Source organism: Pseudomonas sp. 22515, from assembly GCF_052044625.1.
In the GTDB taxonomy this organism is placed as follows: Bacteria; Pseudomonadota; Gammaproteobacteria; order Pseudomonadales; family Pseudomonadaceae; genus Aquipseudomonas; species Aquipseudomonas alloputida.
Map to the genome: position 1 here is coordinate 80,361 of NZ_JBQENN010000005.1, position 19,397 is coordinate 99,757.

Sequence of the window (19,397 nt, forward strand, 5' to 3'; positions counted from 1 at the left end):
ACAACAACAATGAACCGCACACACTTCCTGTCAGCCGCCTGGCTGGCCACCTTCGCCCTGCCGATGCCCGCGCTGGCCGACTTCATCGGCGACAGCCATGCACGCCTGGAGCTGCGCAACCACTACATCAACCGTGATTTTCGCCAGAGCAACGCCCCGCAGGCCAAGGCCGAGGAATGGGGCCAAGGCTTTACCGCCAAGCTGGAGTCGGGCTTTACCGAGGGCCCGGTCGGCTTTGGCGTGGACGCGCTGGGCCAGTTGGGCATCAAGCTCGACTCCAGCCGCGACCGCCGCAACACCGGCCTGCTGCCTTTTGGCCCGAACAGCCACGAACCGGTCGATGACTACAGCGAGCTAGGCCTGACCGGCAAGGTACGCGTGTCCAAGAGCACCTTGCGGCTGGGCACCTTGCAGCCGATCCTGCCGGTGGTGGTGTACAACGACACCCGCCTGCTGGCGTCCACCTTCCAGGGTGGCCTGCTCACCAGTCAGGACCTCGATGGCCTCACCTTCAATGCCGGACGCCTGACCAAGGCCAACCTGCGGGATTCGTCTGGCCGCGACGACATCGGCTATGGCGCTGCCAGCAGTGACCACCTGGACTTTGGTGGTGGCAGCTACGCCATCACCCCGCAAACCACGGTCAGCTATTACTACGCCAAGCTCCAGGACATCTACCGTCAGCAGTTCGTCGGTCTGATCGACACCCGCCCACTGGCAGAAGGACTGAGCCTGCGCAGTGACCTGCGCTACTTCGACAGCCGCAACGACGGTGCCGAGCGTGCCGGCAACATCGACAACCGTAACTTCAACGCCATGTTCACCCTGGGCGTGCGGGCGCACAAGTTCACCGCCACCTGGCAGCAGATGTCCGGTGACAGCGCCTTCCCGTTCGTCAACGGCGGCGACCCGTTCACCGTCAACCTGGTCACCTACAACACCTTCACCCGCGCCGGGCTGGACGCTTGGCAAGTGCGCTACGACTACGACTTCGTTGCCATGGGCATCCCCGGCCTGAGTTTCATGACCCGCTATACCGACGGTCGCCACGCGGAAACTGCCACCGTGACCAATGGCCGCGAGCGCGAGCGCGACACCGACATCACGTATGTCATCCAGAGTGGCCCGTTCAAGGACGTCAGCCTGCGCTGGCGCAATGTCACCTTCCGCTCCGGCAACGGCCTGACCAACGCCGTGGACGAAAACCGCCTGATCATCGGCTACACCCTGGCGCTGTGGTAACAGCACCCCTCACATTTTGAACAGCATGGAGAACAGCATGTCTGCCGCCCCTACTCTGCAAAGTTTCATCGCCGGCCGTTGGCTCGGCCAGCACGGCGCCCAGGCCCTGCGCAGCGCCCTCGACGGCCACGTACTGGCCTACAGCCATGAAGAGCGCCCGGACTTCGCCGAAGCTGTGGACTACGCGCGTGCACGCGGTCTTGCCTCGCTGATGGGCATGGATTTCCAACAACGTGCCCAACGCCTCAAAGCCCTGGCCCTGTACCTGGCCGAGCACAAGGAGCAGCTCTACGCCCTGTCGCACCACAGCGGCGCCACCCGGGCCGACAGCTGGATCGACATCGAAGGCGGCAACGCCACGCTGTTCTCCTATGCCGGCATCGGCAGCCGCGAGCTGCCGTCGGGTAACCTGGTGCACGAAGGGCCTGCCATACCGCTGGGCAAACAAGGCCATTTCGCCGGTAGTCACATCCTGGTGCCACGGGCAGGCGTTGCGGTGCACATCAACGCGTTCAACTTCCCTATCTGGGGCATGCTGGAAAAGTTTGCCCCGACGTTCCTGGCCGGTATGCCCTGCATCGTCAAGCCAGCGACCTCGACCAGCTATTTGACCGAGGCCGTGGTACGCCTGATGAATGCCTCCGGCCTGCTGCCCGAAGGCAGCCTGCAGCTTGTTATCGGCAGCACCGGCGACCTGCTCGACCGCCTGCAGGGGCAGGACGTGGTGACCTTCACCGGGTCCGCCGATACCGCTGCCAAATTGCGCGTGACGCCCAACCTGATTCGCAACTCGGTGCCGTTCACTGCCGAGGCCGACTCGCTCAACTGCGCCATCCTCGGCCCGGACGTGACACCGGACAGCGAAGAGTTTGACCTGTACATCAAGGAAGTGGTGCGTGAAATGACCACTAAAGCCGGGCAGAAGTGTACCGCCATCCGCCGCGCGATCGTCCCGGCCAGGCACCTGGATGCCGTTGCCACGCGCCTGCGCGAGCGCCTGAGCAAGGTCGTGGTTGGCGACCCGTCGCTTGAAGGTGTGCGCATGGGGGCCCTGGCCTCCCATGACCAGCAGCGCGACGTTGGCGAGCGGGTGCGCAGCCTGCTGCAGAGTTGTGATCAGCTGTTCGGCGCCAGCGATGGCTTTGCCCCGCGTGGCGAAGGCGTGGCTGAAGGCGCGTTCTTTGCGCCAACCTTGTTGCAGGCCCGCGACCCACATGCCGAGGGCGGCGCCCACGATATCGAAGCGTTCGGCCCGGTCAGTACGCTGATGGCCTATGACGACCTCGACGAAGCCTTGGCACTGGCTGCCCGTGGCAAAGGCAGCCTGGTGGCGACCCTGGTCACCGCCGACCGCAGGGTGGCCGCCAAGGCTATCCCGGTGGCTGCTGCCTGGCATGGCCGTCTGCTGGTGCTCGATAGCCAGGCTGCCAAGGAGTCCACTGGGCACGGCTCGCCGCTGCCGCAGCTCAAGCACGGTGGCCCGGGCCGCGCCGGTGGTGGTGAAGAGCTGGGTGGCCTGCGTGCTGTCAAGCATTACCTGCAGCGCGCCGCCGTACAAGGCTCGCCGAGCATGCTCACGGCGGTCACCGGCGAGTACGTGCGCGGCGGCGAAGTTATCGAAACCGACGTGCACCCGTTCCGTCGCTACTTCGAGCAGCTGCGTATCGGCGAGTCGCTGCTCACCCATCGCCGCACCGTGACAGAAGCTGACCTGGTCAATTTCGGCTGCCTGTCAGGCGACCATTTCTACATGCACTTCGACGAAATCGCCGCCAAGGCGTCGCAATTCGGTAAGCGCATTGCCCACGGTTACTTCGTACTGTCGGCAGCGGCCGGGCTGTTTGTGTCGCCCGGTGCCGGACCGGTGCTGGCCAACTATGGGCTGGACACCCTGCGCTTCATCAACCCGGTGGGCATTGGCGATACCATCCAGGCGCGCCTGACCTGCAAGCGCAAGATCGACCAAGGCAAGACCAGCCCGCTGGGGCAGCCGCAGGGGGTGGTGGCGTGGGATGTGGAGGTGACCAATCAGCTGGGTGAGTTGGTGGCCAGCTATGACATCCTGACCTTGGTGCTGAAAAAACCAGAATGAGGGGTTGAAGCTACTGGCCTCTTATGGGCACGCCGCCTCTGATCGGCACAGCGCCCTTGTAGGAGCGGGTTCACCCGCGAAGAGGTCGGTAGCGGTTCAAGGCACCTGGGATCAGTACACGTACGTGGCTGCAGTGAAGCATGCAGGCATCTAAACCGTTGGTCAGCGACTGCCAATGCTCAGTGAACCTCTGGCGTACACCTGTAGCTCTCAATTCATGAGGACCATCAACGAGGACTGCGCAATGGATTCCCTACTGCGAATGGGTGGCGGCAATGTTGAAGATGACTGGCCGGAGCTGGAGCCGGATCGACGCAATGATCGGGTAGACGACCCAGATACCGACCCCAATGTGACTGATGATGAGGAAAACCGGCCCGGCGTCCCGGCCAGCGACCCTGAGTCTGGTGCCTGACACGGTGAGTATCAGCGTATCCTGCAGGAGCGGGCACGTCCGTTCCTGCAGTTTCTTTTACCGGTTACAGGCGAGCTATTAAACCATCGCCGCCGGATCGCCCACCGACTGGTTGGGTTTGCTTCCCGAAATCCGCCAGCTCACGGCGGTAATGCCGTAACGCTCGGCCATCGGCCGACTGACCTTCCTGATTTTCTCGCGACCGAACTTGGGAATGATGCCGATGCCCGCATCACAACTTGCCCAATGCCAAGCCTCGGCATTGTCCAGGCGTTCCAGGCGAATGATGAAACTGCGCGGCTGGTCATGCAGTTTGTAATCGATTATGTACAGCTGTGGACTAGGCATCGCAGGGGGCCTCCTCTTCTCCATGGATGACATTTTGATTGATCGGGCGGTGGCCAGAAGATTCAAAATTTTGTCCAACAAAATGTCATGGCGCGATTCCGGGGCGGTTACCCCGAAATCGCTGCTGGGCACCTATGGGGAGCTGGCGTTCAGCGAAAGCTCCCTCTCACTGGCTGCGGCCTGCGCCGTGGCTGTTGCGCCCCCCCTTGCGTCCGGCTTCCGATGCCCGTTGGCGGTCGTTGGCAAAGTTGCCGCCAGATGCCTGGCCACCCTTGTGGCCAGCGCGCGATGCCCTCTCGCGGTCATTGGCAAAGTTACCTGGGTTGGTTTCCTTGGTGCCGCCGCGCTGGCGGGTTCGCTCTTGGTCCTGCGCCATGTCGTTTCTCCTTGCGATGGATTGGCTGATCGCATCAATCGATGCCATGCCTAGCTTCCGAGCCCCCGATCGGTCGCTGTGCTCAATGGTTTTACAGTCAGCTGACCGGTGGCACTAAAAACATGCAGGCAGGCTGTTTGCGTAATGGAAGTGACCGTTCGTCAGCTTCAACGCAACGTTTATTGCCAGCCAGGGCCGAAACTTCATGCAATAAAGGAATCGCCCAGGAGCCGGAATGAAACCAGTCAAGCATCGCGCCACCATCATTTGCCGGCATGGCAAGCAGCGCCACAAGTGGTTGTGGGTGAGAAAGCCGAAGGCGCCCTGGACCCTTCCAGGCGGCAAGATCGAACCCGGCGAGACGCCGATGCAGGCCGCGCAGCGGGAGTTGCTGGAAGAGACTGGGCTACAGGCTGAATCGCTGGTGTTGTTGATGCGCCACGAAACGTCAGAGCGTGTGCATTACGTGTTCGCAGCGGAGTTTGCCGAAGCACCGCAGCCCAAGGCCCGGCACGAAATTGCCGACTGCCGCTTTGCCCACCTGGATCAGGTGGCTGTGGTGAAGGGCGAGATCAAGGCCCTGATCCGCTCCTTGCTGGCTTGTGACGCGGGCACGGCGGCGTCCGTTCGGTAAGCTAGGCGTGCACACTCCACTGAACGGCATCTGACGCGATCGGCATCTCGTCGATTGCATGGATCATTCCGTTTTCCAGCGCCTCCCGCGGCGCCAGTATCCTTGGATAAGCCATTAGATAGCGCGGTACATCCAGGACCTCGGCCGCGCCTTTCGTGCGCTCGGCCACGATCTGCGCATACAGGCGCAGGTCGTAATCCAGGCTCATCGCATACTCGGACATCCGCGAATGGTCCACCGAACCATGCAAGGTCCAATGAAACGGGTGGAAAAGAAACTTGCTGAAACTGCAAGCCGTGCGTCGCGCTCCGGCAAGGAAGAGGATATTGCCCATGGATTCCACCGTACCCAGGTTGTGGGTATGCACCTCCACGGGTAACCCCCGGAGAAAGTTGTACAGGGTAAAGCCATAGCTGCATTCGCCGCCCATGGTGGCGATGTTCAGTTGCAGAAGCTCGGCACCCTGTTGCAATGCCCGTGAGCAGGTCGTGATCAGGTTGCCGCAGGTAGACGAATTGATCGGCCCGGTGAAGTGGATGATATGTCTGGCCATGCTTGCCTCCGCGGGTGGCAGGTCATTGCTTGTGCTTTTGCACATCGTCGCCCAGCCCGGCCATCTGGCAACGGGAGAAACGCTCCAATGTCATCCTGGCACCCTTCCATGAAACGGGTATGCGGTGGAGACGCCAGCTGCCGCAAAGTTCAACTCGGCGTCAGCATTTCCGTTGGTCAAGCGTTGTGAACCCTCGCCGGCCTTTGCCGGTCGCACCTTCAGAGCGACCGAACAAGGAACCGGCAGTGAGGACGGCAGCGTGAGCGATATTCGCATCGGTATCTCCGGGTGGCGCTATGGCCCCTGGCGCAAGGACTTCTACCCCAAAGGCCTGAAGCAGGACGATGAACTGGCATTCGCTTCACGGGCGGTGAACAGCATCGAGATCAATGGCTCGTTCTACAGCCTGCAAACGCCCCAGCGGTATCTGGGCTGGCGTGAAGAAACGCCGGACGGCTTCGTGTTCGCGGTCAAGGGGCCGCGCTATATCACCCATGTCCGGCGACTGAAGGACATCGAAGAGCCAGTGGCCAATTTTTTCGCCTCCGGGCCGCTGCTGTTGGGCGAAAAGCTCGGGCCGTTCCTGTGGCAGTTCCCCCCCAACATGAAGTTCGATGAAGACCGTTTTTCCCGGTTTCTGGCGCTGCTGCCACACACCCGCAAAGCGGCCCTTGAACGCGCCCAAGGCTGCGCCGAGCGCCTGAAGGGTAATGGCAGCCTTGCCATCAAAGGCGATGCTCGCTTGCGTCACGCCGTGGAAATCCGCCACGAGAGTTTCCTCTGCGAAGCCTTCATCAAGCTCTTACGCAAGCATCGCGTAGCGCTGGTAGTCGCCGACAGCGCAGGCAAATGGCCCTGTGTCGAAGACGTGACCGCCGACTTCGTCTACATGCGCCTGCACGGGGATGTGGAGCTGTACAGCAGCGGATATACCGCACGCGCGCTGCGGCGTTGGAAGCAGCGTATCCAGCTATGGAGCGAAGGTAACCAGGCGGACGATGCCCGCCTGGTCGTGCCGGGGCCGCCGCCTCGGCGTGCCGCACGGGATGTGTACTGCTATTTCGACAACGACCAGAAGGTTCACGCGCCATACGACGCCAGGCGCTTGCTGCAAAAGCTGTCGTTGGACCATGAGTTGATGACCGAGCCAGGCGTGGTGCCGGAGGTGGCCTTGTGAACAAGCCCCTGCCCGCCCCACGCGGCATCATCGACAAGGTGACCGCTGTACGCCGGCTCAATGTGTTGACGCTGAACGTGCACAAAGGCTTCACCTTCTTCAACCGGCGCTTCATCTTGCCCGAGTTGCGCGAGGCCGTACGGGCCACCGGCGCCGACCTGGTGTTTTTGCAAGAGGTGCACGGCAGTCACCAGCAGCACGCCTTGCGCCACCCTGCCTGGCCCGAAACACCGCAGTACGAGTTTCTGGCCGACAGCATGTGGCCGCAGTTCGCCTATGGCCGCAATGCGGTGTATCCCCATGGCGACCACGGCAACGCGCTGTTGTCGAAATTCCCCATCAGCCGCTTCAACAACCTGGATGTGTCGGTGCAGGGCAATGAACAACGTGGCCTGCTGCATTGCCAGTTGGAGGTGCCGGGCCATGACGAGGTGCATGCGGTATGCGTACACCTGGGCCTGCGCGAAGCACACCGGCAACGCCAGGTGAAGCTGATGCTGGACCTGCTGGCCAGCCTGCCGCCCAACGCGCCGGTCATCATCGCCGGCGATTTCAACGACTGGCGGCTGAAGGCGGACGCGGTGCTCAGCGAACACCTGACAGAAGCCTTCGGCACCCCGGCGCGCAGTTTTCCCGCGCGCCTGCCGTTGTTGCGCCTGGACCGCATCTACTTGCGAAACGCGATGCCGGGCGCGGCCCAGGTGCTGTCCAAATACCCGTGGTCGCATCTGTCCGACCACGTACCACTGGCTGCGGAGATCAACCTGTGAACCGACCTTGGGTAGATGGCAACAGTGTGCAGTTGCTGATCAATGGCGAGCAGTACTACCCCCGCGTGTTCGAGGCCATGGCCCAGGCGCGGGAAGAAATATTGCTGGAAACCTTCATCATCTTCGACGACAAAGTGGGCAAGCAATTGCAGCAGGTGTTGATCGAGGCGGCCCGGCGCGGTGTGCGCGTGGAAGTGGCCGCAGATGGCTACGGCACAGCCGAGCTGCCGGCTGCATTCATTTCAGCGATGACCGACGCGGGTGTAAGCTTTCACGCGTTCGATCCACAGCCCCTGTTGTTGGGCATGCGCACCAACCTGTTTCGCCGTTTGCACCGCAAGATCGTGGTGGTTGATGGTGAACGGGCCTTCATCGGCGGTATCAACTACAGCGCCGACCATTTAGGCGACTTTGGTGCCATGGCCAAGCAGGACTATGCCGTGGAGGTCACTGGGCCGGTAGTGGCGCAGGTACATGCAGCCAGTAAGCGCCTGATGTCTCCTGTTCTGCAGCCACCCAGTGCGGTACGCCCGGTTACCGAGCCCGCCGGAAGCACCAGTGCTGTATTGATCGAGCGCGACAACGGCATGCGCAGCACTGATATCGAGGCGCACTACCTTCAGGCGTTTCGTAAAGCCAGGCAACGCATTGTCGTCGCCAACGCCTACTTCTTCCCAGGCTACCGATTGATGCGCGAGCTGCGCAATGCGGCCCGGCGTGGCGTAGAGGTTCAGTTGATCTTGCAGGGCCAACCCGACATGCGCTGGGTACGCGCATTGTCGCGCCTGCTGTACAACTACCTGCTGCGCGACGGGGTGAAGATCCATGAGTACTGCCAGCGGCCGTTGCACGGCAAGGTGGCACTGGTGGACGACCAATGGGCCACCGTCGGCTCCAGCAACCTCGACCCCCTGAGCCTGTCGTTCAACCTGGAGGCCAACCTGTTCATTCGTGATCGGGCCTTCAACCAGCAACTGCACCAGCATCTGCAGGCACTGGCCAGCGAGCAATGCAAACCGGTCACCTTGGAGCGCATGATTCGCGGCTACTGGTGGCGAGCACCGTTGATCTTCGTGTGCTTCCACGTGATCCGCCACTTCCCGCGCATTGCGGGCTGGTTCCCAGCGCACCGGCAGCGTTTGCGCTCGGTGCAGCCGGAAGCCGAACCTCATGGCAACTTGCACGAGGGCAACTCCTGATGGCGCGCAAAAGCTGGCAAACGTGGGGCAAACGTCTGCTCACACTGGCGTTTCTGATCCTGATCCCTGTGCTGTTGTACCTGCTGGCGCGCAACCTGGACTGGAACGAAGTGCGCCAGTCTTTGCTGGCCTACAAGCCTGGCACCCTTGCCATCGGCTTGGCGATCGCGTTGAGCAGCTACCTCGCGTTTGCCAGTTACGACCTGTTGGCCCGGGCTTACACCGGCCACACGCTACCTGCCCGGCAGGTATTGCCCGTCGCGTTCGTGTGCTACGCGTTCAACCTCAATTTCACGACCTGGGTAGGCGGGGTTGCCTTGCGCTACCGCCTTTATGGCCGGCTGGGCCTGGATACCGCGACCATTACACGAATCCTCACCTTGGGGCTGTTGACCAACTGGATGGGCTATATGCTGCTGGCCGGCACCGTATTCGCCCTGGGCCTGGTGGAGATGCCCGGTAACTGGGCGGTGGGCACTACAGGCCTGCGCCTGATCGGCCTGCTGTTGCTGGCGATTGCGGGCGGCTACCTGCTGGCCTGTGGTTTCGCCAAGAAGCGCACCTGGTGCTGGCGCGACCACGAGGTGACGCTGCCCTCGCTGCGTCTGGCGCTGTGCCAGGTGGCGCTGGGTGCCAGCAACTGGGCACTGATGGCGCTGCTGATCTTCTGGCTGCTGCCGGGCGAAGCGTTCTACCCATCGATTCTCGGCATCCTGCTGATCAGTTGCGTGGCCGGTGTGGTGGCGCATATCCCTGCGGGGCTGGGCGTGCTGGAAGCGGTGTTTCTGGCCCTGCTGCATGGGCAGATGGCCCAGGGCACGCTGGTGGCTGCCCTGCTCGGCTACCGCACGTTGTACTACCTGATTCCGCTGCTGTTGGCAGTGGTGACCTACCTGATCCTGGAAAAGCGCGCCAAAGCCATGCGCCGGCGCGACAAGCCTGCTCAGACCTGACGTGGGCCTTGTGCCCTGGAGGTGGAAAATGCGTGTTCCTGCCTTGATGATGATGGTTGCCAGCCTGGCCAGCGGCCAGGCCTGGGCCGAAGCTTGCAATGTGCTGACTCGCTCCTCCAGCGACGCCGTGACGCCGGTGGAGCGGCACACCTGTTACAGCTACAGCAACATGCCCGCCGAAGCGATCAACTGGTCATGCAGCAACGAAAGCAAGGACATGCTCAATAGCGAAAAGAGCAAAGTAGCGCGGTGTGCCGATGGGAGTGTCGGCAGCTGCATCGCTCCCCTGACCCCAGAGGCATTGGCCAATCCCAAGGCAATCGGTGGCGAGAAGCCGGCGTTACCCAAGGATGCGCGGGTGATCACTTACTATTACGACACCCCGAGCCTCGGCCAGGCCCGTAGCGACTGTGAGCGAAATAACGGGGTCTGGCAGACCCACTAGTACAAAAGGCTGGGAGCCAGCGCAAGCCCGCTCCCAGAATAAGATCAAAGGGCGGGGCGATCGCCTGCAAGGGCAGCCCGCCTATCTGCTTCAGGGCGAGATCGGATCACTCGCTGGAAAGGTTTCATCCAGCGCATTGTCTACCGCGCTCTCGCCCGGCTTATCACCACAATGGCAGTCCTGCATCCGGCATGGCTCACCCTTGCGGTGGCCGCTGGCGCAGGCCTCGCAGCAATAGGCCTTGCCGTCGCGCTGCAAGGCATTGGCATCCACCGTGCAGGAGCAGTGCGTACACGCGCAGCGTTGATCGTTCATGGCTTGCTCTCCTCGTCGTCAATCACTTCATCGGTCCAGGGCACCCCATCCAGCGGAGCGGATCGGGCCAATTCGGCCTCGTCCAGGCCAATGCCGCCACCGATCTCGTCGGCATCCACCTGGCGCAAACGCTGGTCTGCCGGGCCGCCACTGCCGCCCGGCTCGTGGGGGTCGCGTGCGCCGGTTTCGTCCAGCAGGGTGTCCGGGCTCAAATCGTCATAGGTGACATTGTCCTCATGCAGGCTGTCACTCAGCGTTTCGCCGCCGGTCATGCCACTTTGTGCCACGCGCTGGGGTGGGAACTCACGGGCGACCTCGGCGGCGGGTCGCTCGTCGCCCACACGCCCTTCGCGTTCGTCCAGGCGTTCATCGAAATCCAGTTCATGCACGCTGCCCATGCGGTCCTCAGTGTCATCGACTTCGGTGGGGGTGTATGGCTTAGGTGCATCGGGTCGGGTCATGTGCGTTCTCCATCAGGTGGCTTCATTCGGTCGACTACGCCAGCTCACGGAAGATTCAGAGTTTTTTGAACTACCGCCTCGGCCGGCACCTCCCACCTTAGAGACTGTGATCTGCCCGGAGCCCGCCATGGCCAAGCCCCTGCAGGAATATGCGCGCAAGCGCGACTTCAACGCCACGCCCGAGCCCAGCGGCAAACGCAAACGTGGCAAGCGGGCCCATGCGCTGCAGTTCTGCATCCAGAAGCACGACGCCAGTCACCTGCATTACGACTTCCGCCTCGAGCTCGACGGTACCCTGAAAAGCTGGGCGATCCCCAAAGGCCCATCGCTGGACCCCAAGGTGCGCCGCCTGGCAGTGCATGTGGAGGACCATCCGTTGGACTACGCCGATTTCGAGGGCCATATCCCTGAAGGCCACTATGGTGCAGGCGATGTGATCGTCTGGGACCGCGGTATCTGGGAGCCTGAAGGCGATGCCCATGAAGCCTATGTCAAAGGCAAGCTGCGTTTCCGCCTGCAAGGCGAGAAGCTAGCCGGCGTGTGGAACCTGTTTCGCACCCACCTGGCCGGCAAGAAAGAACAATGGATGCTGGTCAAGTCGCACGACGCCCAGGCGCGCAGCGAAACCGAGTACAGCATTGTCGAGGCCCTGCCCGACAGCGTGCTCAGCGAGCGCACGCTGGTGCCACGCAAATCCGCTGCAAAAAAAGCCACTGCCCCGCGCAGCAGCCGTAAACGCGCCGACAAAGTTCAGGCTGCACCCTTGCCAGCACAGCTACAGCCACAGCTGGCAACGTTGGTGGATTCTCCACCCAGCGGCGACTGGCGCTACGAAGTCAAGTTCGATGGCTACCGTATCCTGGCCCGAATCGAGGGCCAGGACATCCGCCTGTTCACCCGCAACGGCCATGACTGGAGCAGCAAGATGCCCCGGCAGGTGGCTGCCCTGCGCGCGCTCGGTATCGACTCGGCCTGGCTCGATGGCGAAATGGTGGTGGCTGATGAGAATGGCATGGCTGACTTCCAGGCGTTGCAGAACGCCTTCGATACCGAGCACGACGAACGCATCACCTATTACCTGTTCGACCTGCCATTTCTGGGCGGTCAGGACCTGCGACAGCTACCGCTGCAGCACCGCCGCGATACGTTGCGCCAACTGCTTGAGCACAACCATTCCGACTTCATCAAGTATTCCGCCGACTTCGACGAACCTGTCGAATCGCTACTCGACAGTGCCTGCCGGCTGAAGCTGGAAGGCCTGATCGGCAAGCGTGCTGACAGTGTTTACAGCGGCCGCCGTAGCCCAGACTGGATCAAGCTCAAGTGCAAGCAACGCCAGGAATTCGTGATCGTCGGCTACACCGACCCCAAAGGCAGTCGCAGCGGCTTCGGTGCCCTGCTGCTGGCCCTGCACGACAATGAGCGTGGCGAGCTGCGCTATGCCGGCAAGGTTGGTACCGGCTTCAACACCACGACACTGGCCAGCATCCACACGCGGCTCAAGCCCTTGGAAATCGCCAGCCCTGCCCTGCCCTCGCCACCTGCCGGAGCCGAAGCGCGTGGTGTGCACTGGCTGCGGCCGCAGTTGTTGGCTGAAGTCGCCTTTGCCCAGATGACCCGTGACGGCATCGTGCGGCATTCGGTGTTCCACGGCCTGCGCGATGACAAGGCGGCCACCGCCATTGACCTGGAGCGCGCCATGCCCGCAAAAACTGTATCCAACCGCAACAAGCAGGCCAAGGCGTCTGAGAACCTGGGTGAACTGCGGCTGACCCACCCCGACCGGGTCATCGACCCCACCACGGGTGTGACCAAGCGCGAAGTCGCCGAGTATTACGCTGGCATCAGCCAGTGGATCCTGCCACAGCTCAAGCACCGCCCGGTGGCATTGGTGCGCGCCCCGGACGGCCTGGGTGGCGAGCTGTTCTTCCAGAAAAACGCGGGCCAGCTGCACATACCCAACGTACTCAGTTATGAAAAGGCCGAGGCAGGCCAGGCGGCGATGGTCATTAATCGCCCGGACACGCTGCTGGGCGCGGTGCAGATGAATACGCTGGAACTGCACACCTGGAACGCCACGGACAAGGATTTCGACAAGCCGGACCGTTTTGTCCTCGACCTGGACCCTGATCCTGCGCTGCCCTGGAAGGCGATGGTGGAGGCGACCCAACTGGCCCTCACCCTGCTGGATGAACTGGGCCTGAAGGTGTTCCTGAAAACCAGTGGTGGCAAGGGTATTCACGTGGTTGTGCCCTTGACCCGGCGTGCCGGCTGGGACGAAGTCAAGGACTTCAGCCACGCCATCGTCAATTACCTGGCCAAGCTGTTTCCGGAGCGCCTGAGCGCGGTGTCGGGGCCGAAAAATCGCGTGGGACGCATCTTCATCGACTACCTGCGCAATGGCAAGGGCGCTACCACGGCGTGCGCCTATTCACTGCGAGCCCGTGACGGGCTGCCAGTATCGGTACCTATCTGGCGTGAGGAACTGGCGCAAATCAAGGCCGCCAACCAATGGAACATCACAAACCTGCACGAGCGTCTGGCGGAGGTCGACGACCCTTGGGCCGACATGGGCAAGGTACGCCAGTCGATCACCGCGCGCATGCGCAAGCAGCTAGGGCTCGAATGATGATGCCCCTGCGATTGGACACGACCCGGGAGCCACGCCCATGAGCATCGTTCAGGACTTCAACCTGACCACCCTTGACCGCCTTTTACGCGCCTTTGGCGAACGCCAGCTACCGCTCAACCTCGATACCCAATTGCCGCAACTGATCCAGGCGCTGCAAGCTGATCACCTCGACCTGCTACCGTTGCCGGGGCAAGGCAACACCTTGCGTCGCTGGCAGACCTTGGCACGGGTGGCCGGCTGTGACCTGGCACTGGCCAAGCTCTATGAGGGCCATACCGATGCCTTGGCGATCCTGGCGGAATGCGGCGCAGCGCACCACGCCAACGACGGCATCTGGGGCGTATGGGCGGCAGAGCCGCCCGATGCGCGGGTCCACATCACTGCGCGTGAAGGCGACCAGGTGCGCCTGAGTGGCACCAAGGCCTGGTGTTCCGGTGCCTTGCAGATCGATCGCGCGCTGATTACTGCCTGGGATGAGGCCGAGCAGCCGCAATTGGTGGCAATCGAGCTGTCGCAGCCGAGCCAGGGCCTGAACATCGAGCACTGGCAGGCCGTTGGCATGGCCACTACCGCCAGTGTCGAGGTGGCGTTCAACGATACCCCAGGCACGCTCATCGGCACGCCGGGCCAATACCTCTCGCGCCCTGGCTTCTGGCAAGGCGGTGCAGGTATCGCTGCCTGCTGGTACGGCGCGGCCGAGGCGCTGGCGGATTACCTGCGTGAACAGTGCCGCAAACCCCGCCCAGACCCGCATGCCGATGCGCATCTGGGCGCTGTGGATGCTGCGTTGCATGGCGCCCGTGCGTCATTGCGTGAATGTGCTGCCTGGATCGATCAGCAGCCCGGTGTGGATGCCAGTTTCGAAGTTCGCCGCACCCGCGCCCAGGTAGAACAGGCCGTAGAGCAGGTTATCAGTCACGTCGGGCGTGCCTTGGGGGCCACGCCGTTCTGTCGCAGCAGTCATTTTGCCCGGCTGAGCGCCGACCTGCCGGTGTTCCTGCGTCAGAGCCACGCCGAGCGCGATCTGGCGATGCTGGGCCAGCAGTTGGCCCAGTTGCCAGCCGGGGTGTGGCAACTATGAGCCAGAACCTGATCCAGGCCGCGGGTGGCACGCCTTGGGCAGCCTGGCAGCAAAGCGCGCACCTGGCGCGTGCGACCTGGCTCGACTCACGCCAACTGTGCCCGCCGGGGCGCCGGCTGGTATTGATTGCGCCGCACCCGGATGACGAGATTCTCATGGCCGGCGGCCTGTTGGCAGGCTTCAAGGGGCGTGAGGATGAGCTCGTGCTGATCTCCGCCACCGACGGCGAAGGCAGCCACCCCGGCTCCAGTCACTGGACCGAACATCGATTGCGCCGCCAGCGCCCCCAGGAAAGCCGACTGGCCCTGCAGCAGCTCGACCTGGACCTTGAACGCCTGGACTGGCGCAGGCTTCATCTGAAGGACGGCCAGTTGCCGCGCGAAGAAGCGTTTCTGACCCGTCACCTCACCCAGTTACTGCGCGCCGATGACCTGCTGATGGCCACCTGGCGCAGTGATGGCCATTGCGATCACGAGGCCGTCGGCCGCGCCGCTGCGCAGGCGGCGGCAACCCGTGGGGTGCACTTGGCTGAGGTACCGGTCTGGGCCTGGCACTGGGCCGAGCCTGACGACCCGCGCCTGCCATGGCCCCGTGCGCACCGCGTGCAGCTCGATGAAAGCCGTCTGGCACGCAAGCGCAAGGCCTTGGCCGCCCACGTCAGCCAGCTGCAGCCGGACGGCGAGCAGCCGCCGGTGCTACCGCCGCACCTGCTGGATTGCCTTCTGCAACCTTTCGAACTGGTGTTTCTTTGAATGGAGCTGTCATGAGCCTCGATCCACAGTATTTTGCCGAGCTATACGCCACCAATGAAGACCCTTGGGCCTTTCGCACCCGCTGGTACGAGAGGCGCAAACGCGAGCTGGTGATGGCCAGCCTGCCACGCCAGTGCTATCAGCGCGTGTTCGAGCCAGCTTGCGCAAATGGCGAGCTCAGCGCGCTGCTGGCCGAGCGTTGCGCCGAACTGCTGTGCCAGGACCTGGACCCGACGGCCGTAGGCCTGGCCCGTGAACGCCTGGCTCACGTGCACAATGCTTCGGTCGAACGGGCCCGGTTACCGGGGGACTGGCCCGGCGGCCGCTTTGACCTGATCGTGCTCAGCGAGGTGGGTTACTACCTTGATCCCACCGACTGGCTGCAGGTGATCGAACAATCGGTGGCCAGCCTTACCTACGACGGCGCGTTACTGGCATGCCACTGGAAGCACCCTATCGCGGGTTGCCCGCAGGACGGTCGCGACGTGCACCGCCTGTTGACCCGGCATTTGCCGTTGCATCAGCAGTTCCGCCATGAGGAGGCGGACTTTTTGCTGGAGTACTGGTCATGCCAGCCAAGCGTTGTCGATCTCGACGAGACGTGCCCATGATTGCCGTTGTCATCCCTGCACACAACGAAGCCCGCCGCCTTGGGCGATGCCTGCGGGCAGTGCTGATCGCTGCCCAGCAGGCGCAGCATGCGGGAATGCACGTGGAAGTGCTGGTGGTACTGGACCGCTGCAATGACGGCAGCGCCGCCGTGGCGCGGCGTTTCGGCGTACACCTACTGGAGGTGGATGCCGGTAATGTCGGCATGGCACGTCGCGTGGGCGCGGCGCACATGGTCGAGCGGGGCGCCTCGTGGTTGGCGTGCACCGATGCGGACAGCCGGGTCCCGGCGCACTGGCTGCTGTCGCAGCTGGCCTGCAGCGCCGAGGTGGTTTGCGGCACCGTGCATGTCGAGTACTGGCAACCCTGGCAGACAGCCGCGCTGCGCAAGCTGTACCAGAGCCGCTACCAGGCGTGTGAAGGGCATCGGCATGTGCACGGCGCAAACCTGGGGGTATGTGCCAATGCCTATGAGCGTGTGGGTGGCTTTCAGCCCCTGGCGGCGCATGAAGATGTGCAGCTGGTCAGCGACCTGCAGGCCAGCGGCGCCCAGATCGTCTGGACCGCCAGGCATAGTGTGGCCACCAGCAGTCGACGTGACAGCCGCGCCCGCGAGGGGTTTGGTGATTACCTGGCGGGGTTGCAGGCGCAGTCTTGAACTCAATGGCATTGGCCGTGTTCATGAAGCCTTTCGCGTCTTCTTCACCGGTTTCTTGCCACCCAGGCTGCGCTTGAGCAGTTCGGTCAGGTCGAGGATGTCCGCACCTTTCTCGGCCCCTCCTGCGTCGCCCTTCTCCACCGCCTCGATCTTGCCCTTGCTGGCCTTCTCTTCCACCAGGTCCATGATCGTCTGGCGGAAGGCGTCGTGATAATCCTCAGGCTTCCAGGGCCCGCTCATGTCCTCTACCAGGCGCTTGGCCATCTCCAGCTCACGCTTCTCCACCTTGCTGTCGGTCACGCTGGCATCCAGCTCCAGCGTTTCCAGCCCGCGCACCTCTTCAGGCCAGCGCAAGGTGATCATCACCAGCGCATGGTCCAGAGGCCGCAGCAGCGCCAAGTACTGCCGGGTATGCAATACCACGGTGGCCAGTGCCACCTTGCCGGTCTTTTCCAGCGTCTCGCGCAGCAAGGCGTACACCTTGCCGCCACGGCGGTCCGGGGTCAGGTAGTACGGCGTATCGAAATGCTGCAGCGGAATATCGCCCGCTTCCACAAAGGAAAAGATATCGATCGTCTGGGTCGCTTCGGGCCGGGCCTTGCGGATCTCCTCTTCACTGATCACCACATAGCGGCCCTTCTCGAACTCTACGCCCTTGACGATATTGTCCTTGTCGATTTCCTTGCCGGTCACTTTGTTCACCCGCTTGTAGCCGACCGGCTCCATGCTGCGCTTGTCCAGCCAGTCGAAGTCCACGCGCTCGGTGCGCACGGCGGTATTGAGTGCCACGGGGATGTGCACAAGGCCAAAACTGATGGCGCCTTTCCAGATTGCCCGAGCCATGAGGGTGCTCCCAGGGTTGCCTGCTGATACCAGAAGTGACTGCGCCGGGCGACAAAGGTTTAGCTGCCCTGCCCTGCGGCAACCGTCACGCCTGGCTGAACAGCACCCGCTTGAACGCTTCGGCCGCCAGGTGCACTTGTACCGCCCAATCCCCTGCGGCTTCACTGCCTGCATCATCGGAAATGTATTTCAGGCACACGAACGGGATACCTTCGCCCCGCGCGATCAATGCCAGCACGTAGGCTTCCATGTCGACCACGTCGTAAGGCGCGTCGCCATGGTTGATCTCGAAGCTGTCACCGCTGCCACAGGTTTCCACAGCCAGGCCGGGTATTGCCGCCCCGTGTTCGAGCACCACCGGGGTGTCGGACAAGGGTGTTTCATAACGGGCAAAGCCCAGCGCGGTCACATCCATGTCGCGTTGTACGAAGCGGTTACAGCACACGACTTTGCCCTTGCCATGACGCTGGCTGCCAGCCGAGCCCAAGTTGACGATAAGCTTGGGCCTGCGCGTGGCGATCGCCTTGGTCAGGGCGATTGCGGCATTGACCTTGCCAATGCCGGTGAACACGGTGTTCACCTCGGTAAAGACATCGCCAGCCTCGGCCTCAAGCGCAAAGACGAACAGCGTGTCATTCAGGGAAATGTCGGGGAATTGCTTGATCAGCATCATGGAGCAGGTGTTTCCGAGTGGCTGCAAAGGGCGCGGCCATTGTCGGTCAACCCGGGCTAAATGCAAGTCCCGGCAGCCACCACGGCGCGTAGCGCCTGCCCTTTGCCAAGCCCGTCTGCCCTGGCCTGTGCCAGGCAGCGCAATTGCTGATCGGCATGGGTACCATGGCGCAGCACGTGCAGGGCGTGCTGGCAGGCGCGCTCGGCGTCCGCGCTGTCTATGGGTATCTGGGCCTGCAGTTGGGCGAGCCAGCCTTGCGCCGTGACCGGCTGCTGCTCGTGACAACCTATGAAGTGTGCGTGGCGCCCATGGCGCATGGCACGCCAGTAGTTCTCCTGGGCGATCCAGCGCAATTCGCGGCTGCAGGGTAGCGGGTCATGGCGGTAGGCAATGCTGTGTTCAACCAGGTGGCGAAACAGTGCTGCAATGCACAGAACGTCTTCCAGATTCGGGCAGCCATCGCAGATGCGCAACTCCACTGTCGGATAGCGCCGCGAAGGCCGGAGTGCCCACCAAAGGTCGCCATCGGCAGCCAGTGCACCGGTGCGCTGCAACAGGGTACGGTAGCGTTGATAGGCGGCCCAATCCGGCAACGCTTCGGGCAAGCCCATGTGCGGCCACTCACCACAGATCACACGGCGATAGCTCATGTACCCGGTAGCCTGGCCAGCCCACAGGGGCGACGAAGTGCTCAACACCAGCAACAACGGTAACCAGGGCAAAAGGCGGTTGATCAGTTGCATGCGGTCACAAGCTGGCGGCACGCCAACGTGCACATGCAGGCCATTGAGCAGGCTACGCCTTGCCACATGGCGGTAGTCATCGAACAGCTGCTGATAGTGCCCTTGTGCCGCGGGCTTCTGCCGCAGCCACGCGGCGCAGGGGTGGCTGGCCGCAGCGTATGGCCCCATCCCCTCTTCGGCCAATGCCACGCGCAGCCGCTGACGGCTGCGCTGGAAGAATTCACGCGCTTCATGCAGGTTGATGAACACCGGCGACGCCAGCTCGATCTGGCTGCGGAACATTTCCTGGGCGAAATAGCGGCCAAGTGCTTCACGGCAGCGCCCGATCACCGCGAGTGACGGTGTGGCCGGAACCTGACCCGAGCCCAGGTTCACCAGCAGGTACTCTTCCTCGATGCCGAACGTACAGGGCCGGATCATGCTGCC

22 protein-coding genes are annotated in these 19,397 nt (G+C 62.8%); 14 read left to right on the forward strand and 8 right to left on the reverse strand.

All coding sequences use genetic code 11. The features are described from left to right. Positions 1-9 precede the first annotated feature (9 nt). The 3 genes from ACTJJN_RS07085 (at position 10) to ACTJJN_RS07095 (ending at position 3,749) form a co-directional block, all read left to right on the forward strand. Entirely contained in the window at positions 10-1,242 is a 1,233-nt protein-coding gene (locus ACTJJN_RS07085; protein ID WP_004577384.1) for an OprD family porin, read from the forward strand. A gap of 37 nt (positions 1,243-1,279) precedes the next feature. Continuing rightward, positions 1,280-3,334, forward strand: coding sequence for a phenylacetic acid degradation bifunctional protein PaaZ (gene paaZ / locus ACTJJN_RS07090; protein ID WP_047602813.1), 2,055 nt, complete (start codon positions 1,280-1,282; stop codon positions 3,332-3,334). A 244-nt stretch (positions 3,335-3,578) separates the two neighbouring features. Continuing rightward, the gene (locus ACTJJN_RS07095; RefSeq protein WP_181318761.1) at positions 3,579-3,749 is read left to right on the forward strand and encodes a hypothetical protein; all 171 of its coding nucleotides are present in this window, start codon (positions 3,579-3,581) and stop codon (positions 3,747-3,749) included. A 78-nt stretch (positions 3,750-3,827) separates the two neighbouring features. Here the strand turns inward: ACTJJN_RS07095 and ACTJJN_RS07100 are convergent, their stop codons facing one another. Together ACTJJN_RS07100 and ACTJJN_RS07105 are read right to left on the reverse strand one after the other, a co-directional pair. Continuing rightward, a complete protein-coding gene (locus ACTJJN_RS07100; RefSeq protein WP_004374494.1) occupies positions 3,828-4,097 on the reverse strand; it encodes a DUF6555 family protein in 270 nt (89 codons plus the stop codon). A gap of 166 nt (positions 4,098-4,263) precedes the next feature. Next, complete coding sequence (locus ACTJJN_RS07105; protein ID WP_012052306.1) at positions 4,264-4,473, reverse strand: general stress protein; 210 nt, start codon at positions 4,471-4,473, stop codon at positions 4,264-4,266. A gap of 235 nt (positions 4,474-4,708) precedes the next feature. Between ACTJJN_RS07105 and ACTJJN_RS07110 the strand changes: the two genes are divergently transcribed. Beyond that, positions 4,709-5,107, forward strand: a complete 399-nt coding sequence (locus ACTJJN_RS07110; protein ID WP_012052307.1) for an NUDIX hydrolase — start codon at positions 4,709-4,711, stop codon at positions 5,105-5,107. Position 5,108: 1 nt separating this feature from the next. Here ACTJJN_RS07110 and ACTJJN_RS07115 read toward each other — a convergent pair whose 3' ends face one another. Next, positions 5,109-5,660 (reverse strand): ATP-dependent Clp protease proteolytic subunit, encoded by a 552-nt coding sequence (locus tag ACTJJN_RS07115; RefSeq protein ID WP_014862002.1) that lies wholly within the window; start codon positions 5,658-5,660, stop codon positions 5,109-5,111. Positions 5,661-5,784: 124 nt separating this feature from the next. Between ACTJJN_RS07115 and ACTJJN_RS07120 the strand changes: the two genes are divergently transcribed. From ACTJJN_RS07120 to ACTJJN_RS07140, 5 genes are read left to right on the forward strand one after another with little or no spacing between them, the layout of a single operon-like run. Beyond that, entirely contained in the window at positions 5,785-6,837 is a 1,053-nt protein-coding gene (locus ACTJJN_RS07120; protein WP_440781149.1) for a DUF72 domain-containing protein, read from the forward strand. Then, complete coding sequence (locus ACTJJN_RS07125; protein WP_324736993.1) at positions 6,834-7,607, forward strand: endonuclease/exonuclease/phosphatase family protein; 774 nt, start codon at positions 6,834-6,836, stop codon at positions 7,605-7,607. Before ACTJJN_RS07120 ends, ACTJJN_RS07125 begins: the two co-directional genes overlap by 4 nt. Next, positions 7,604-8,806 carry a cardiolipin synthase ClsB gene (gene clsB / locus ACTJJN_RS07130; protein ID WP_440781150.1) on the forward strand — a complete coding sequence of 401 codons (1,203 nt, stop codon included), beginning with the start codon at positions 7,604-7,606 and terminating at the stop codon, positions 8,804-8,806. Before ACTJJN_RS07125 ends, clsB begins: the two co-directional genes overlap by 4 nt. Next, positions 8,806-9,759 (forward strand): lysylphosphatidylglycerol synthase domain-containing protein, encoded by a 954-nt coding sequence (locus tag ACTJJN_RS07135; RefSeq protein WP_012052312.1) that lies wholly within the window; start codon positions 8,806-8,808, stop codon positions 9,757-9,759. Before clsB ends, ACTJJN_RS07135 begins: the two co-directional genes overlap by 1 nt. A 28-nt stretch (positions 9,760-9,787) precedes the next feature. Next, complete coding sequence (locus ACTJJN_RS07140; RefSeq protein ID WP_012052313.1) at positions 9,788-10,204, forward strand: hypothetical protein; 417 nt, start codon at positions 9,788-9,790, stop codon at positions 10,202-10,204. Between the two features lie 90 nt (positions 10,205-10,294). Here the strand turns inward: ACTJJN_RS07140 and ACTJJN_RS07145 are convergent, their stop codons facing one another. Together ACTJJN_RS07145 and ACTJJN_RS07150 are read right to left on the reverse strand one after the other, a co-directional pair. Further along, a complete protein-coding gene (locus ACTJJN_RS07145) occupies positions 10,295-10,519 on the reverse strand; it encodes a metallothionein (protein ID WP_017148353.1) in 225 nt (74 codons plus the stop codon). After that, positions 10,516-10,980, reverse strand: a complete 465-nt coding sequence (locus tag ACTJJN_RS07150; protein WP_012052314.1) for a hypothetical protein — start codon at positions 10,978-10,980, stop codon at positions 10,516-10,518. Before ACTJJN_RS07150 ends, ACTJJN_RS07145 begins: the two co-directional genes overlap by 4 nt. 127 nt (positions 10,981-11,107) lie before the next feature. Here ACTJJN_RS07150 and ligD point away from each other — a divergent pair, with 127 nt between their 5' ends. Genes ligD through ACTJJN_RS07175 form a run of 5 tightly spaced genes read left to right on the forward strand, consistent with a single transcriptional unit; the run spans position 11,108 to position 16,712 of the window. Further along, positions 11,108-13,609 (forward strand): DNA ligase D, encoded by a 2,502-nt coding sequence (gene ligD / locus ACTJJN_RS07155; protein ID WP_440781151.1) that lies wholly within the window; start codon positions 11,108-11,110, stop codon positions 13,607-13,609. Between the two features lie 40 nt (positions 13,610-13,649). Then, positions 13,650-14,693: an acyl-CoA dehydrogenase family protein gene (locus ACTJJN_RS07160; RefSeq protein ID WP_012052316.1), complete on the forward strand. Its 1,044-nt coding sequence runs from the start codon at positions 13,650-13,652 to the stop codon at positions 14,691-14,693. Then, positions 14,690-15,445: a PIG-L deacetylase family protein gene (locus ACTJJN_RS07165; RefSeq protein WP_012052317.1), complete on the forward strand. Its 756-nt coding sequence runs from the start codon at positions 14,690-14,692 to the stop codon at positions 15,443-15,445. The genes ACTJJN_RS07160 and ACTJJN_RS07165 overlap by 4 nt, the downstream gene beginning before the upstream one ends. 11 nt (positions 15,446-15,456) lie before the next feature. Then, a complete protein-coding gene (locus ACTJJN_RS07170) occupies positions 15,457-16,056 on the forward strand; it encodes a class I SAM-dependent methyltransferase (RefSeq protein WP_012052318.1) in 600 nt (199 codons plus the stop codon). Further along, positions 16,053-16,712, forward strand: a complete 660-nt coding sequence (locus ACTJJN_RS07175) for a glycosyltransferase (protein ID WP_440781152.1) — start codon at positions 16,053-16,055, stop codon at positions 16,710-16,712. Before ACTJJN_RS07170 ends, ACTJJN_RS07175 begins: the two co-directional genes overlap by 4 nt. 21 nt (positions 16,713-16,733) lie before the next feature. Here ACTJJN_RS07175 and ku read toward each other — a convergent pair whose 3' ends face one another. The 3 genes from ku to ACTJJN_RS07190 form a co-directional block, all read right to left on the reverse strand. Further along, entirely contained in the window at positions 16,734-17,555 is an 822-nt protein-coding gene (gene ku, locus ACTJJN_RS07180; RefSeq protein ID WP_221100366.1) for a non-homologous end joining protein Ku, read from the reverse strand. 85 nt (positions 17,556-17,640) lie between these two features. Further along, entirely contained in the window at positions 17,641-18,228 is a 588-nt protein-coding gene (locus ACTJJN_RS07185; protein WP_221100367.1) for a phosphorylase family protein, read from the reverse strand. A gap of 56 nt (positions 18,229-18,284) precedes the next feature. Continuing rightward, a complete protein-coding gene (locus ACTJJN_RS07190) occupies positions 18,285-19,391 on the reverse strand; it encodes a carboxylate-amine ligase (RefSeq protein ID WP_440781153.1) in 1,107 nt (368 codons plus the stop codon). Positions 19,392-19,397 lie beyond the last annotated feature (6 nt).